The sequence below is a fragment of the Halorubrum ejinorense genome (assembly GCF_055389685.1).
The window spans coordinates 218,451-233,137 of record NZ_AP043776.1 but is presented as its reverse complement, the minus strand read 5'-3'; the positions used below and the strand labels follow the sequence as shown (position 1 = coordinate 233,137).

General features: G+C 56.0%; 15 protein-coding genes. 7 read left to right on the top strand and 8 right to left on the bottom strand.

What is annotated here, in order from left to right:
- The first annotated feature begins 220 nt into the window (after positions 1-220).
- Together ACZ5KW_RS01025 and ACZ5KW_RS01020 are read left to right on the top strand one after the other, a co-directional pair.
- Positions 221-808, top strand: a complete 588-nt coding sequence (locus ACZ5KW_RS01025; RefSeq protein WP_343777989.1) for a DUF7342 family protein — start codon at positions 221-223, stop codon at positions 806-808.
- A gap of 3 nt (positions 809-811) precedes the next feature.
- A complete protein-coding gene (locus ACZ5KW_RS01020) occupies positions 812-1,294 on the top strand; it encodes a toxin-antitoxin system TumE family protein (RefSeq protein WP_343777990.1) in 483 nt (160 codons plus the stop codon).
- A gap of 50 nt (positions 1,295-1,344) precedes the next feature.
- Here ACZ5KW_RS01020 and ACZ5KW_RS01015 read toward each other — a convergent pair whose 3' ends face one another.
- The 3 genes from ACZ5KW_RS01015 to ACZ5KW_RS01005 are packed head-to-tail and all read right to left on the bottom strand — an operon-like array spanning position 1,345 to position 3,247.
- A complete protein-coding gene (locus tag ACZ5KW_RS01015) occupies positions 1,345-1,989 on the bottom strand; it encodes a ribonuclease H-like domain-containing protein (RefSeq protein WP_343777992.1) in 645 nt (214 codons plus the stop codon).
- Entirely contained in the window at positions 1,986-2,306 is a 321-nt protein-coding gene (locus ACZ5KW_RS01010; RefSeq protein ID WP_343777994.1) for a DUF8156 family protein, read from the bottom strand. Before ACZ5KW_RS01010 ends, ACZ5KW_RS01015 begins: the two co-directional genes overlap by 4 nt.
- Positions 2,307-2,308: 2 nt before the next feature.
- Positions 2,309-3,247: a hypothetical protein gene (locus ACZ5KW_RS01005; RefSeq protein WP_343777996.1), complete on the bottom strand. Its 939-nt coding sequence runs from the start codon at positions 3,245-3,247 to the stop codon at positions 2,309-2,311.
- 311 nt (positions 3,248-3,558) lie between these two features.
- On the opposite strand from ACZ5KW_RS01005, the gene ACZ5KW_RS01000 reads away from it, so the two are divergent.
- Positions 3,559-4,950: an ATP-binding protein gene (locus ACZ5KW_RS01000; RefSeq protein ID WP_343777998.1), complete on the top strand. Its 1,392-nt coding sequence runs from the start codon at positions 3,559-3,561 to the stop codon at positions 4,948-4,950.
- A gap of 73 nt (positions 4,951-5,023) precedes the next feature.
- Here the strand turns inward: ACZ5KW_RS01000 and ACZ5KW_RS00995 are convergent, their stop codons facing one another.
- Positions 5,024-5,659: a helix-turn-helix domain-containing protein gene (locus ACZ5KW_RS00995; protein WP_343777999.1), complete on the bottom strand. Its 636-nt coding sequence runs from the start codon at positions 5,657-5,659 to the stop codon at positions 5,024-5,026.
- A gap of 76 nt (positions 5,660-5,735) precedes the next feature.
- Between ACZ5KW_RS00995 and ACZ5KW_RS00990 the strand changes: the two genes are divergently transcribed.
- Positions 5,736-6,578: a hypothetical protein gene (locus ACZ5KW_RS00990; protein WP_343778001.1), complete on the top strand. Its 843-nt coding sequence runs from the start codon at positions 5,736-5,738 to the stop codon at positions 6,576-6,578.
- A gap of 261 nt (positions 6,579-6,839) precedes the next feature.
- Here ACZ5KW_RS00990 and ACZ5KW_RS00985 read toward each other — a convergent pair whose 3' ends face one another.
- Positions 6,840-7,253: an EamA family transporter gene (locus ACZ5KW_RS00985; protein WP_343778002.1), complete on the bottom strand. Its 414-nt coding sequence runs from the start codon at positions 7,251-7,253 to the stop codon at positions 6,840-6,842.
- A gap of 619 nt (positions 7,254-7,872) precedes the next feature.
- Between ACZ5KW_RS00985 and ACZ5KW_RS00980 the strand changes: the two genes are divergently transcribed.
- Positions 7,873-8,013: a hypothetical protein gene (locus ACZ5KW_RS00980; RefSeq protein WP_338756463.1), complete on the top strand. Its 141-nt coding sequence runs from the start codon at positions 7,873-7,875 to the stop codon at positions 8,011-8,013.
- Between the two features lie 3 nt (positions 8,014-8,016).
- Here the strand turns inward: ACZ5KW_RS00980 and ACZ5KW_RS00975 are convergent, their stop codons facing one another.
- Positions 8,017-8,949, bottom strand: coding sequence for a restriction endonuclease (locus tag ACZ5KW_RS00975; protein WP_343778004.1), 933 nt, complete (start codon positions 8,947-8,949; stop codon positions 8,017-8,019).
- Positions 8,950-9,359: 410 nt separating this feature from the next.
- Here ACZ5KW_RS00975 and ACZ5KW_RS00970 point away from each other — a divergent pair, with 410 nt between their 5' ends.
- Positions 9,360-10,637, top strand: coding sequence for a hypothetical protein (locus ACZ5KW_RS00970; protein ID WP_343778006.1), 1,278 nt, complete (start codon positions 9,360-9,362; stop codon positions 10,635-10,637).
- Positions 10,638-10,875: 238 nt separating this feature from the next.
- On the top strand, positions 10,876-13,071 hold the full coding sequence (locus ACZ5KW_RS00965; RefSeq protein ID WP_343778008.1) for an argonaute/piwi family protein: 2,196 nt from the start codon (positions 10,876-10,878) through the stop codon (positions 13,069-13,071).
- Here ACZ5KW_RS00965 and ACZ5KW_RS00960 read toward each other — a convergent pair.
- The gene (locus tag ACZ5KW_RS00960) at positions 13,068-14,090 is read right to left on the bottom strand and encodes a hypothetical protein (protein ID WP_343778010.1); all 1,023 of its coding nucleotides are present in this window, start codon (positions 14,088-14,090) and stop codon (positions 13,068-13,070) included. The genes ACZ5KW_RS00965 and ACZ5KW_RS00960 overlap by 4 nt on opposite strands.
- Before the next feature lie 76 nt (positions 14,091-14,166).
- Positions 14,167-14,619, bottom strand: coding sequence for a hypothetical protein (locus ACZ5KW_RS00955; protein ID WP_343778011.1), 453 nt, complete (start codon positions 14,617-14,619; stop codon positions 14,167-14,169).
- Positions 14,620-14,687 lie beyond the last annotated feature (68 nt).

Below are 14,687 nucleotides of genomic sequence, written 5' to 3'. Positions count from 1 at the left end.
CCTTGGTTCTGAGAGGCGACGGCGTATCGCTTCTAATTTTCAGCAAATTGGTTCGAAAAGCGTTCTCAACGCTATGTTCTGGCTTATTGGTCGTTATCATGGGGCTTCTGGAACGATTTCCGGAATTCATCTGTGTGGATTCAGCCGGTGTACTCACCACCGGGGAGGGAATATAGGAATCTGCCAAAGAACTATGTTCCTCTGAACCGTGCGTTTCCATATGAACGACCGAAGTCCACCGGAGGAGTTTGCTGACGTCAACGAGGCGGTCGGCGAGGAATGGGAGGCCGAAACGACACCCTACGAGCGCATTCGACACGTCGTTTCACATACGTACAGTCCCGTCTCAGCTGATGCCGTAGCTGACGATGCACGGACGGCTCCAAAGACCGCTCGAAAGCACCTGAACACACTCGCAGACGAGGGGTTTATCGAGACGACACCCGGCGAACAGGGTGGCACGCTCTATCGGCGCTCACCTGAATCACTCGTCGTCGAACAGGCTGCCGACATCCTTGAGCACGTCTCGACCGATGAACTCGTCACCCGAATTCAGGAGATGCGCGAGCAGCTCATCGAATATCGGTCCGAATTCGGTGTTGATTCCCCCGAAGAATTGGCGGTCAACCAGACGAACCAGGCCCTCAGCGAGACCGGGTCACAGGACGAGATCGACCCAGAGACGATTCGTGAGTGGAAGACGCTCCGACGGAATCTCGCGTTCGCGAACGCTGCCCTCTCGATCGGCAACGCCGAGCAGTTCGTCGATAGTGACCGTCGGTCGACTGACGACAGCGTCCCTGCCTGAGCAATGCGGGATTCGCCTGACCAAGCAGAAACCCATACTCTCCGGGGAGCTACGGATCGGCCGGCGCTACTGACGATTCGTGATGTCGTCGAGGAGATGGAACCGCTCGCAACACCTGAACTCGACGACTACCTCCATCCATCAGTCCTCGAAGTCATGCTTGACGAGGGACTGTGTGGGGCCGCGGACGCCCGGATCGATATCCAGTGGACGACACGAGATGATTACAAGTTCCATTACACGGACACGGAAGGGGTGAATCTGCGCTGGGGGAAGCACCTACACGCAGGAGACTATATCCACGTCCCCGGATTAGAACACTATCATCCACCGCCGAACGCGGGTTCTGACCCAGACGAGGTCGAAGCGTCCTGTATTTCACAATCTCCTGAAGAATTGGTCACCCGCGCGGTACTTAAACTCTGGCGGGTCGCCTACCACACGGACTCGTATGAACCACTCAACGCAGGTCGTAACCCACCGTAGGAACCATCCGGGTGCTTTCCTTTACGAACCCCCACTGAGAAGCGAGTTCTTCAGGCGATAGGCTCCAGCGACTTCATAGAGAAATCTGACTTTGAACAATACCGTTCTGCAAGCTCCATCAACGCTCGAGTCCGTCGGATATCCGCGACATTGTGGATGATGAGTGGCTCGTAGGCTCCCTCCTCCCATGCGGTGACTGCCTCGCTACTGTCGGTGAATGGATCCAGGTCGTTCAATCCGGCGCCGATCAGTTCCTCGTAGACGCCACTCAGTGTGTCTTCACTCGTATTGAAGCGTGTCTCGAAGACATCCATCACGTCGACGTATGGCAACGTGCCAAACGGCCACTCGAGCCCGTGCGTACAGAGCCGTGTGCGAAGGAACGGGAGGTCGAACCCTCCGTTCCATCGCTCACCGTTGTACGCAACGAGCTTTGCATCACGTTGGGTAAGTGTGGACGTGACGAACGTCGCCAGTTCGTTCAGGAGTTCCTGTTCGCTGTCATGGAGTGAGAGCTGTACCGGTGTCTGGAGGGCGTCGCTGAGCCGATCTGCGAGGCCTGTTTGTGGTGCTGTTCCGGTATGGAGAAACACTCGCAACGAGACCGCCGAGTCGAACCCAACTACTGTGAGTTCATCACCGGTCTGAAATCCCGTCGTTTCGATATCGAAGGCAATCGTCGTCAAATCCGTCATTCTACACCTCCAGTGTTACCTTCGGAGGACGATTGCTGCTGTTCGACCACAGTTTCAGAAAGCCGTTGCTCAAGCTCTGTTAGACGTTCCTCGTGGTCGTCGAGGTGGGCCTCCTGTTCGAGATCGATACTGAATAGCGCCGGCACCAGTGGATTCTGATGGTTCAACAGCCCGCTCGCGTCAGCGTGTTCGCGAGCGTACTCGAACAGTTGGTCGAAGCGTGGTTGGTCGCGACGACGGAGCGCCCGTCGGAAGTCCGCCCAGCGGTCTTCGACAGCCCGCAGCGCATCCCGATATGTCGGGTTCGTGCGTCCCATTGCTATCGCCCTCCAGGTGCTGTCCACGCATCGAGGAGCGGACTCGCGGTGAGCGACGTCGTCTCGCCGTCAGCAGTCACGCCTATTCTGTCACCTGCCGGAGTCGACGTCGACGACGAGGGTGTCGCGGGTTCGAGTCCGACCTGCGTCGCCCGCGCAGCGAGTAGCTGTCGCCAGTAGGCGAACGTGGTCTGGTAGTACGAACCGTCGTCGACGGAATAGACGAGTGTCTCGAACTCGTCACCGACGAGTCGCGGCCCCATCCGGGTTTGCTCACACTCAAGATGGTGCTTGGCGGCCGTCGCGACCGATGCTGTGAACTCATCGATCGTACTCCGAGTCACGAGTATCGGGACGTCGTAGCTGTCGGCGTACGTCGCTAGCCGAGCGAGGGTTCTCGCTTGGAGTGTTTCTGCGTGCTGCTCGCTGAGCGTCTCGTCGCTGCGGTACTGGGCGTCGACGGCCGGCGCGACGATGAGCGATGGGGTGTGTGTAGACGAGTCTTCGCTATGAGTCGATGACTGTCGACCGGATGTGCTGGTGACGGTGGTCGATTTCTGGATGGCGTGGTTTACTGCCGTCGGGAGATTGTCGACAGCGCCGTAGTGCTGATACGCGGTGAACCCGCGTGCGACGTGGATCCGGTCGAGCAACCGCTGGCTCGGTGTGACCTGAGCCAGCGTCGTCGTCGTCGCGTGACCGTTCGCATCAACCCAGAAGGCGGGCCCATCGTGTACCAGGAGATGGTCAAGCACGAGCGACTGGAGGATTGGGACGCCACGGCCGCGGTCAACGTCGAGCAGCGTGATGCCGTCGTCGAGTGACGGTAGGAGCATCTCTTCTGTGGCTGGGTCGGCTTGATCGGCCAAGGTCCGATTGCGGTCAGCCCCCCGTGTCGGTTTGTCGGCCGCCATTCGGTTCGATGGTGGGTGATCTCCCATACTCGATAACTCGTCACGCTCTCAATAAGCGACGGCGCGGCGCTTCCGGACTTCCAGAAAGGACTTTACAAAACGTCAATTCGAACTCTGTCACCGGATCTTGAGGAGTGGTAAACTGTTTCCAGGACTCTTTCCGAGGTGGCCGTCGCCTTTGATCGCCGAATTAACCAACATTTCGGTATGTCCCGGCAATTTGTTGGTTAATCTGGTTAACATCGTTGTACCGCACTCGCCGATGATATCTGTAGATATGATATTCCAGAATATGATTATTCAGAATATTTTTATTTCATCCGCACTAATTCAGCGCCATGACAGACTTCGTGAACCGCTCGGAGGAGTTAGATCGGCTTCACGGCCTGTTTGACTCGGAAAACGCGGATCTCGCCGTCGTATACGGGCGGCGACGGCTTGGAAAGACGAGACTCGTTAAGAAGGCGCTTGAGGGACGAGAGAACGCGGTCTTCTATCAGGCACGACAGAAGACGCAGGAGCTCCAACTGGAACAGTTCGTCGAGGCTGCGGCTGACACGGTTCCTGGTATCGAAGACATTCGTCCCGATTGGGAGCGGCTGTTCCGATATCTGGGCGACCAGAATGCGATCGTCGTCCTTGACGAGTTTCCGTATCTGATTGAACAGGACGAGAGCCTCCCGTCGGTGTTACAGGCCCTGTTCGACCACGAGTTCGACGAGTCGGAGACGACGTTCGTGCTTGTCGGGTCGTCGATCAGCATGATGGAGGAAGCGACGCTGCTCGGAGACAGCCCGCTGTACGGACGGACATCCTTGACACTCGACATCCGTGAACTCCCGTTCGACGCCGCGACGGAGTTTTTCGCGGATGATGCGACGGCGGACGAGGCCGTGCGTACGTGGAGCGTGTTCGGTGGTGTTCCCTACTACCTCGAGGAACTCGACGCGGTTCGGTCCCTCGGCGAGAACATTCAGCAGACGGTGTTAACTCGCCACGGATCGCTCCGTAACGAGCCGGAGTACGTTCTCCGGATGGAACTAACGGAGCCGACGCGCTACTTCTCGATCCTCGAAGCGATCGCTGGCGGGGCGACAGGCCGCAACGAGATTGCTGGCGTGACAGGTATCGACTACAACCAGCTGTCGATGTATCTGGATCGGCTCTCTCGGCTCCGGCTCATCGAACGACATGTGCCGGTGACTGAGAAACCTGAACGATCCAAGCGGAGTCAGTACCGACTTCGGGATCCCCTGTTCCGATTCTGGTTCCGATTCTTGTACGGGAGTGCGGATCGCTACGATCAGTTCGGTGAGGAGGCCTACGACCGACTCGTCGACCCCGTGCTGGCCGATTTTGTCGCTCCCGCTTTCGAGCAACTGTGCTGTGAGGCGCTATGGACACTGTACGACGAGACGCCGATTGTCGATGTTGGGCAGTGGTGGTATCAGGACCACGAGATCGACGTTGTCGGACTTACCGACGAGGACACGCTCGTCGTCGGCGAGTGTAAGTATCAGGAATCGCCGCTCGACTACGGCGCGCTGGCATCGCTGGAGACGCACGTCGAGGAACTCCGGTGGCAGCCGTCGGGCGGTGGCTCGCGAACCGTCGAATACGCGCTGTTCTCCCGGAGTGGATTTACCGACAGCATCCGCGACGCCGCCCGCGAGCGCGACGATGTCCGTCTCTATACAATCGACGATGTCGTCGCCGCGCTTGGAGAGTAATCCGATCCGGACGCTTTCTGAGGATTCAACAGAGCAGATCAGCGCAAAGAATTGTGGCGAACCCACCCGCTCATCACTCGGCCTTCACGTCGGTCAAGTACCACGCAATAAGCCGAGCCTGCGCCCGGCGTACGATCCCGCTCGCGGTCGATTTGTCCACGCCGACCACGTCGGCGAGATCCGCCAGCGTACACCCTCTCGGGACCTCGAAGTACCCCTCTCTGAGGCCGGCGGCGAGGAGCTCTTCCTGTCGGCGTGTGAGGAGTCGGTCCGATCGCCTCTTGTTCACCTTCGAGAGGAGTTCGTACTCGGTTCCGCTCGCTTCCAGCGTCTTTCGGAGCTGGTCGAACTCCCCGCGCGTGCCGGTCAGGTCAAACTCGTAGAACCCGTTCCGCACTTCGATCGGAAATTCGGGTGGGAACCCCTCGGCTTCGACGAAGTCGTAGAGGTCGACGTCGGTCGTCTCGTACGTCGCGAGGAGCCGGTCGTCGGTGCGTTCCAACAACTCGTATGCGTCGACCGCCTCGTGTTCGCGAAACGCCGCCGCGATCGACCCGGGGGCCCGAGTCAGAACCTCACCGAGTTCCTTGGCGGTGGCGCCGCTGCGGACGCCGGACAGCAGGCGAAAGGTCGCGTCGGGGAACGCCTCCGACAGATCGGCGATGTACAGGTCCGGCGGGAGTCGAATGCGGAACCGGGCGTCGATCATGCTGGTCACTGCCGCTTTGGGCAGATACCAACATGTTAGGGTCACGCCCACATGAATCGCCCGGCAACACTATGGTATGAACTCCGAGTCGGCCGCTGTGGCCACAAGCGGACGGACGACGCTGCGGGCAATCGCGCAAACGATCGCCACGTCGATCGGAGAGCTGCGGCGCCGTGACCCGGTTTTGTCCGCCGTGGCCGCGATCAACACCGTCCTCTTCGGTGCCTTCGCCGTCGGCATCGTCTTGGATCCAATGGTCGTCAACGGGGAACCGGCGTGGCTCAAGCCGGCGAAGTTCGCTGGCTCGATCGCGCTCGTGTGCGCGACGCTCGGCTGGCTCGGTGTCCACCTCCCGGTCGACCCGGACTTTCGCCGCCGCGTCTCCCAGGTCGTCGGCGTCGGTCTCCTCCTTGAAATCGTCCTTATCGGCGGACAGGCCGCGCGCGGCGTCGGGTCTCACTTCAATCGGGCGACGGTCCTCGACGGGGCGATCGGGGGGGTCATGGGTGTCACAATCGTCATCGTCACCGTCGCGATCGCTGCCCTGGCGGTTCGAGCGCGCAACAACGAGTTCGACGTCCACCCAGCGTTCGCCGCGGGCATTCTCCTCGGCATCGGCTGGTTCGTCGTTGGCGCGTTCGAAGGAGCGGCGATGATCGCGATCCAATCTCGGGTCGTCGAGACGGCGGAGCCGACGGTCCCGGTCGTCGGCTGGCAGCTTGTCGGAGACTTCCGCCTAGCGCACTTCGTCGGCCTCCACGCCTTCCAGCTGTTGCCGCTGACTGGCTACCTCGCGGCAGTTGGACACCGTCGGGGCCTCATCGACCACCCGCGACGCGTGGTATTCCTCGTCGCTACCGGATACGTCGCGGTCCTTTTCGCGACCGCCGCCCTCGGCGTCGCTCCAGCCCTCGTGTAAACCGCCTCACCCAACTCCCTCGGCACAAATGGGGCACGGTCCGAGAGTGGGGGTTTGATGCGGACTCCCAGAAATCCGTCGTTAACGGCTCTGTTGAGATCATTTGGAACTGATAGGATCGGTGTGCGAGATACAGAGGATGTAGTCAGCATCTGAACGATGTTATTTTCTCCGTCTATCTCCTGAATCAGCGGTAGAATTCGCTTGCCCATTGTTCGGTTCTCGTCCGACGATTCAGCATTCGCGTTTGTCGAAGGGGAACTACGTGGCAATCAGGATGACCGCGACGCCACCGAAGGCGATGCCGAGTACCTTCCTCACTGTCACTGCTTCTCCTAGGACGAGGATGCCGAGGAGTGCTCCGCCGACGAGGAACATCCCGAAAACCGGAACGACGATGCTCACTGGGCCGGTCGAGAGTGCGCGGAAGTATCCGACCATCGCGCCGGTGAGACAGAGCCCAGCCAACAGTGCGAACGGGACAGACCGACTCGTCAGTGATTGAGCTGACCAGTCACCAAATAGCGCTGCCACGGTCGTCGCGCCGACGGCTAGTGTGATAACCGCGATCGGCATGACGGTAAACGCTGGCAACTCCTGCATTGCGATTTTCATGAACAGAAACGCGAACGAATAGCAGACCATCGCTAGTAGGGCCCACAGGACGTAACTCACAAGTACCACTCTCCTGAGTCTGTGACGCTTCGGTGCCGAGAACTCATAAATCCTGAACGAACATTAGCGGGGTTCGACTAAAAGACCAGTACTAGCACGGGACAGTTGAAGACGAGAGCACTCGCTACTTCACCTGTATTGAGCGATCCGGCCTGACCGAATCCGAGAGGAGCTTAGTACGAGACTCGCGCGTTGTATTCAGCATAGCCCTCCAAACTATCAGAATCTAAGTATTTCAACAGAGCCGCCACGGTCGATGTCGACTGTGACGAGTGTTCTAGAGGTATTGATAAAGAGCAAGACAGCTGATCACCCGCCGAAATCGGTGGCTATAGTAGCTGCTCAACACCGTCGTAATTCCTTATGTAACTCTTGCTTCCCGGTGTTATATATATGTTACATAATGAATTGATATCGGACATCGTGTGAACGAAACCGAAAAACGCCCGTTGCGGGTTTATCGTGCTACCAAGTGGGAGGAATTAGCGCAATAATCACGACCAAATTTTAGTACCCCGCCGCTGTCGGTGAAGCACGAATGCTGTAACCGCCTCACGACGGGGCTTTTCAGGGGTAGAGGCACCGAGACCGGGCTCGCAGGACGGTGGAGGGCCGGTGGATGCCTGACAGGGCCCTATCGACGACGCTCGACGACAGCTTCGAGCGCTACCTCCAGGAGCAAGCTGAGTACTATGCTGTAGTTGCGGAGATTCTGACGACGATTGCGATGGCGTACGTCCAGGATCATCGGAGACGATGAAACTCAGACGTCGAGATCGAGCGTTTTCTCGCGGAGGGTCGCCTTGGTCTCCGGCGTCAGCTCAAACATGAAGTGATCACCACCGCCATCGAACTCGATGCGGTCGATCGTCACTCCCGCGGGAATCTCCGTACTGATCATGACGACGTTCTGCGTTTGGCCATGCGAGAGATCGATACTGGAGCGCCATGACCCTGGCATCGAAAACCGGAGGCCGCCCGTGGATTCCGGTGATACCTTGTAGTCGTAGCCGTCGGTGCTTTTGAACGTGAAACTCCGGTGGCCCTTCAGCTTGATATGGCCACCAAGATTTTGGATGTTGAAGAAGGCAGCAATCCGGTTGGCATTCGGGTTGTCGTGCGTCTCCGTGTAGACGCCATCCGTGTAGCGGTCTATCTCTGCCTCACTTCGGAGTGCAACGAGCTCGATTGAGAACTGACTCCCTGCTGCCTGGGTGGCGGGCTCGGGGTTGGGACGCTCGGTCGCACCGGGTGCCGCGTCGGCGTGGTCTCCCGAGGCGTATTCGTCGACAAGCGATTCCAGCTCGTTGGAGTCGATGATCTCTACGAGTCGGTCGCCGTCTATGAGGTTCAGTCCGTGTTGCTCGGCGAGCTCTGCTGCTTGGGTTGTGAAGCTACTTGTCGTCACAATCACGGCGGCGTTGGCAGCGTCCTGTTGGTGAACTAAGGATGCATACTGTTGTACTTCGGGGCTCCCGACTGTGTTGGATTCGGCGTAGCGTTTCGCTTGGATCAACAAGCGCTCACTGACCAGATTATCGCGTTCAGCGACGACGTCAATCCCGCGATCTCCAGAGCCACCCTTGACGGTTGTGTTGTACCCGTCGTGCTCCCAGATCTCAGCGACGAACGCTTCGAAGTCGTCTGGGTGAAGGCTCCGTAACTGTTGGAGGATCGATGCCGAGGGGGAGTCCATATGTGGCGAGTAAATAGCAGTGTTTGTTAGCTTTGTCCCTCGTCTCTGTAAGGATGCGAGGTCGGTGCGGGAACTGTGATACGCTCGCTACAGCGTCGCCTGATACGTCTCGGCCAAATCCGCTGGCACCGGCAGGTCGGGCAAAACGCGACTCTGTAACCGGAGATACCCGTTCAAAGCTTCTGACGGTTCGCCTCGGGCCAGACGCGAACTTGCGGGCTGTTGAGATACTCCAACAACTGATCGAGCCCAAGACCCTCGTTGGGGATTATATGGCTCTGTTGAAATCCTTAAGAACTGATAGGATCGGCGTGCGAGATACAGAGCGCGCATACACCACGCTACAAACCGAGAACCAGAGTCGTTTGATTCGGTCAATACAGTTACTATACTAATCCGAGGAAGTCAGTATGTCTCTTTGTGAGTATTTCAACAAAGCTCCTCCTTCAAAAGTTAATTATACCACTGGTAAGATTCTTGCCAATATGAACTCTCGAACTAAAAATATCTACTTCCAACCCCGCTACGAGAGCGATGCCCAGTACGAGCAAAACGTGGTTAAGAATCTTATCACCGTACTCAATCGAGTGGACAACACGATTACTGAATCTTTCCTCAAAGATCTTCTACCTGTGTCTTGGATAGAACAAGGGGAACAGATCACGCGATACGAGTATGATGTCGAGGTCAAACCCAATGAAAATCCCGAGTACGATGACGCCTACGTAGTCGGGTTATCGAATTACCGTACCGAACTTGACGAAGTAGAAGACGATGACAAAGATAGCCGGGCAGACGGCCAAATCACTGTAGTAAACCAAGACGGTGAGAAAGTTTTCTCTGTTATCATTGAGGCTAAGACTGGTACGGATACGCTTAGTGCTGAGCAACTAAGCCGGTACAAGAAACACTTCGATGCCTCTGATTTTACCACTGCTGAATGGGCTGCAATTCACGGCATGTTCAAAGATTTTGAGGCAGGAGATACCGTGGACGATTTTCTCATCAAGCAATATACTGAGTTTCTGAAGAACGAGGAAATGGATGGTGTCGTAGCTGAGTCTACCCACTACGATGACAGCGGAAACTCAACACAGGTGAATCAAATTCTGATTCGTTACGAGGCAGGCCAGGATGGGAATCCCTACGCCCTCCGGTTCCTCTCTTGGTATAGAGAGACGGCGGACGAAGACTTCGAACTAAACTACTCGGCCTGGTTCTCAGCAGAGGATTTTCAACGCCTATTCAGACAGATAGAGGAGGACACCCGCCGCCAGGCCTTCGTAGGGGTGGAGAACAGCGACGGAGATCTTGAGCCATCACTTGATCCTCTTATCGAGTGGGCTGAGAACGGAGGATACGGTCCTTCAGAAAAACAGAGTGAGTTCAAGGGCAGTCACCGTCGTGTAGTTGCCGAGATTGAGGACAGGAATGGGAACTATCCAGAGCTTCGCCTGCATGATAGGGAGTCTCTGCGGTTCAGTCGATTAACAGAGAATAATTCACCGAACATTCGGAAGCCGACCCATTACGAGGAAAACGAGTTCAAACGCCTTCTATCACAGCTTGACCCAGAACTACGCGAGGACTTGTTCGTGGATTTCGAGCTTCAACCACTTTGGGATCACTATATTCGCCGATCACTCAACAATACGGAGACCCCTCAGAAGGCGTCAAAATCGGTTTGAACTTATCGTACTGCGAGGCCTCTTGGCTTTGTTTAAAAAGCCTGGCTACTGATAGGGGGGAGTGTTATAGGTACGCACTCTTCAGCGACCGCCTGTTTCAGGCGAGAATATTTCTGAAGGATGGGGTTTTAACAGAACCACTTCGTGCTATGGTCCGCTTGAATTCTAACATAAATCTCTGGCAACTTAGGGAGAGAACCGCGGGGTATTATATCCTGTCAACAGGGAATAGAAGACAATGGGTCGGTTCATCAATTCGTTTGAGATCGACGTGCCGTCAGTAACTGCGGACCTCTATGATATCGATCCCCAGCCCAACGATAACTACCCTCTCCTCAATGCCCACGCCACAATCCTCGAAAGGAATGTAGGTGGGAGGGCACGTTGGTACAACCAAGGCGGTCGCCATTATATCGCAGTAATCGGCGCCGAGCGAGATTACGGAACGATTCAATCTGCGGACGGAGCGGAGCTAGAATTCGCACATGAATCCGAACTCGATTTCTCTGTGTGGAGCGATTTCAAGGTTCTACAGGAAGCGATAATCGAGGAACTGAAAGATGATCTCGAAGCGGACGATTACTGGTACGACTCTACGAGGAACACGTTCTATCATGAGGACCGAGAAGCGCGTATCGAAGGATACGACGTCCACCCCGGCCTCGAAGTACGAATTAGTCATCACGACCGGCCTCTCATCACATTAGATCCGACGTTAGGTGTATTCGGATCACGGACGCTAGCAGACTATCTAGATGACCCCGACTGGGGAATAGATCGAGTCAACGACGAACTCGTCGGGCGTACATTCATTTACCAAACCTCGGATCGGTCTTCTTGCACTGTCACGGGAGTCTTTGAGAACACGACAGTCTCCGAGATTCCACCCGGCCAGTTCGACAACGAGACACTAGATGAGATCGAGAGCCGGCATGGGAAGCGATATACTGACAGCATAGATCCATCTGAACCAACCGTCAAAATCCAGTACGGGAATAGTGATTGGTATCCAGCTGCTCCGTCGTTACTCCTGTTTGCACCGTCTGAGGATCGCCCGGACGAAATCAGCCAACGGGCAACCTTCGGGCCTCAGGAGCGATGGCAAAGAGTCGAAGACTTCCGTGAACTGATCGGGGACATCAGTATCGGCTCTATCCAGACCGACATTAGCCCATCATCGGTACGCGACGGGATCAGCGCTTACGGTTATCCGGTGCTGACGTTTGGCGACGACCCTTCAACCGAAATGGCGATTGGGCGACCGAACATCAGCTTTGACGGCAGTGAGCTCACCCAAGAATACTGGAACCCAGCAAAGCAGGGGTATCTCGAGGAAGTCGGCCCTCGACGCACGTTTGACCAGGATTTCAGTGTGGCTGTCCTCTTCTCAGAGGGGACGGAAGACGAAGCGCTCAGCGCCTATCAGCAGGTGCGAGAATATGTTGAGGAACACCTTGGACTCATCCTCTCAGAGCGGCCTGGAAGAGTCAACTACGAGGACCCGCGAGAGGTCGAAGAATGGCAGCGTTCTCTTGAAGACGTCGACGCCGGCTTTGGCTATCTACCCCAATACGACGAAGACGTCTACCACAAACTGATCGAGATACTGGACGGGAAGCCACTCCAATCGTTAACCGCAACGAAGCTGCGTGGCGCCCAGCGGTCAGGGAACGAGGACGATGTCATTTCGAACACGGCAGTCGGGTTAGGCGTAAAGCTAGGCGTGATTCCGTTCAGCATCGAGAATCAGCTCGATACAGATGCCTACCTCGGACTCAGTGTGACAGGTCGTGACCGAACCGTTGCTAGTGGAGTAGTAGTCTCAGGCACTGACAACCAGATTCTCTATCAAACAGAGGAGCCGAATCCGACCGGCCGAAGTACAGTGACGGATCAGGGTTTGGCGAAGCAGATTCTGATTCGGGCCGTTCAGGGTGCGGTCAGCAATCCTCGCTCTGGGTTCGATCAACTGGGTTCCCTCACAATTCACCGAAACGGATATCTCGGCGATGATGAGATTTCAGGCCTCAAAGAGGGAGTAGAGCACCTGAAATCACATGACTACGTGACTGAGTCATTCGAATGGGTGGGCGTCGATGTCCAACACTCCCCCACATATCGAATCTACGACGATGACGGAATGCCGGATATGGGTTCGTATGCTCAGCTGGATGACGAGACCGTTTTGATTGTCACGACCGATGCCCCCCGACTGGGCGAGGGGACCCCGCAGCCGATTCTCTGTGATATTTCCGTTGAGGAGGGAGACTTCGACATTTACTCAGTCGGACGGGATGTGTTCTTCCTTTCGGAACTGAACTGGGGCGCACCTTCTAAGGGGATCAAGGATCCTCTGACGGTGTACCTCACTCGGAGAATGAATAGTCGTCTCAGTCACGACCGTGTCTCACGCCTCACCTATCCGCCATTCTAAGGTGGATAGGTGTCCAACCAATATTGGTTTGCGGCTAACCGGTGAGACCGCTCCGGCTGGTCATCGGGAGTCACACCCGCTGTGATGTCGTCGACGAGTGCCTCGAGATCATGATCGACCGATAGCGGGACTTCTTGGGTGATGAACGTCCTGAGCTCACCGTAGTCGTAGGTGTCGTAGATTCGCGGTCGACTGTGTTCTAGTGCATCGAGGTGGCGCTCGAACGCGATACGGTCATCTCGAATCCCGTTCAGAAGATTCGGGAAGTACTCGTCAGAGAGATCCATCACAAGATCGAATCGAAGTGCAGGTGGTGGATGGAGGTCTCCATCTGGATCCTCCTCAATATAATACGGATTGGAATGATGAAGGTGACTAACAAGCGAAGCGAGATAAGACGGCCCGAAAGTTAATACTCCACAGACATCACAAAACAGTTCCTCAAACCAAGCCCGCCACGACCGTGCAAACTGAGCCTCATCATCAATCTCTTGCCGGGTTCGTCCCTGGATTTCTCTTACGGCATTATTGAAGTCCGTCCTTAGTTCGTCGTGTCGGTCCAAGACCGCATGCGCGATTTCATGGGCGAATATCGGGGCATAGACCTCTGGGTCACTCTGGGTTCTAGGGAGAATGAGCGCGTAAATTTGGCTCAGATCACCAGTCGCAGGAATATTCTCATCGAGAGGATCGATCGCAAATCCATTCCAGATCACCGGGAGGACTGTAATATCGATTCCAAATACATCCTCGAGCTCAGATGAGATCGACGATGCATGGTCAAGCCGGCCAGATGTAGCCGAATTGCGTTGATACTGATGTAGATCTAAGTAAACAAGTTCCGTCTCCAGAACTTGGAGCTCTAGGGCAACAGTATCGATGGCTCCTAGATACTCCTCATACAGTTCGTGAGTCGCTTCTGCATCCGGTTCCTGGTCGTACGCTCGCTCGTAGAGAAAACGCGTTTCCTCGATATTATCGAATCCATCCTCCACGGAGCTGTAAATCGAATCTGTCACAGGAATCCGAGTATCGAGAGAATCCAAGACCTCGCGGGCGGCCTGGAATTTGCCCCGAAGAAACGCAACTTGGGACTCAGCGAGTTCCGTCGGCAAGAGTACCCCGCATACGATTGATACTATCTCGAGATGTGCGGTTCGCAGTCTCCGAGATCTCCTTCAACTTTTCACGGACGTCATCAAGACCCTGTTGATAGGTGAGGGTCTCTTCAACGGCTTCCATGACCTCAATCAGGTCATCGAAATCGCCGACCAACCGGGAGCGTGCAGTAATCGCGTTCTCCTGCATCTGCTCAGCGATGGCCAATTCATACGGGTCAGCGTTCGGATCTTCATCGAGCGCGTCGCGAATTTGCTCAAGTAGGTGGTGGCCTGATTCAAGTTTCGCTCGCAAGTCGTCCTCACTCTGCTCGAGATCGATGCCGTCACGCTTAGCTTTGAGGATAGAGATGGCTACGAGCGCCTCATCTGCACGCTCGCCGAACCGCCGGTTTGCCTCGTACCGGCGCTTCGCTCGCCATCGAGTCATACGCTATTACGTGTTTACGCCTTGTCGAGTGATATAAGTTTTCGCTTTAAATTCCGAGGGTTGAGAAT

Coding starts and splice junctions, on each gene's coding strand:
- ACZ5KW_RS01025 (WP_343777989.1), top strand. CDS start 221: ATGAACGACCGAAGTCCACCGGAGGAGTTTGCTGACGTCAACGAGGCG.
- ACZ5KW_RS01020 (WP_343777990.1), top strand. CDS start 812: ATGCGGGATTCGCCTGACCAAGCAGAAACCCATACTCTCCGGGGAGCT.
- ACZ5KW_RS01015 (WP_343777992.1), bottom strand. CDS start 1,989: ATGACGGATTTGACGACGATTGCCTTCGATATCGAAACGACGGGATTT.
- ACZ5KW_RS01010 (WP_343777994.1), bottom strand. CDS start 2,306: ATGGGACGCACGAACCCGACATATCGGGATGCGCTGCGGGCTGTCGAA.
- ACZ5KW_RS01005 (WP_343777996.1), bottom strand. CDS start 3,247: ATGGGAGATCACCCACCATCGAACCGAATGGCGGCCGACAAACCGACA.
- ACZ5KW_RS01000 (WP_343777998.1), top strand. CDS start 3,559: ATGACAGACTTCGTGAACCGCTCGGAGGAGTTAGATCGGCTTCACGGC.
- ACZ5KW_RS00995 (WP_343777999.1), bottom strand. CDS start 5,659: ATGATCGACGCCCGGTTCCGCATTCGACTCCCGCCGGACCTGTACATC.
- ACZ5KW_RS00990 (WP_343778001.1), top strand. CDS start 5,736: ATGAACTCCGAGTCGGCCGCTGTGGCCACAAGCGGACGGACGACGCTG.
- ACZ5KW_RS00980 (WP_338756463.1), top strand. CDS start 7,873: ATGCCTGACAGGGCCCTATCGACGACGCTCGACGACAGCTTCGAGCGC.
- ACZ5KW_RS00975 (WP_343778004.1), bottom strand. CDS start 8,949: ATGGACTCCCCCTCGGCATCGATCCTCCAACAGTTACGGAGCCTTCAC.
- ACZ5KW_RS00970 (WP_343778006.1), top strand. CDS start 9,360: ATGTCTCTTTGTGAGTATTTCAACAAAGCTCCTCCTTCAAAAGTTAAT.
- ACZ5KW_RS00965 (WP_343778008.1), top strand. CDS start 10,876: ATGGGTCGGTTCATCAATTCGTTTGAGATCGACGTGCCGTCAGTAACT.
- ACZ5KW_RS00955 (WP_343778011.1), bottom strand. CDS start 14,619: ATGACTCGATGGCGAGCGAAGCGCCGGTACGAGGCAAACCGGCGGTTC.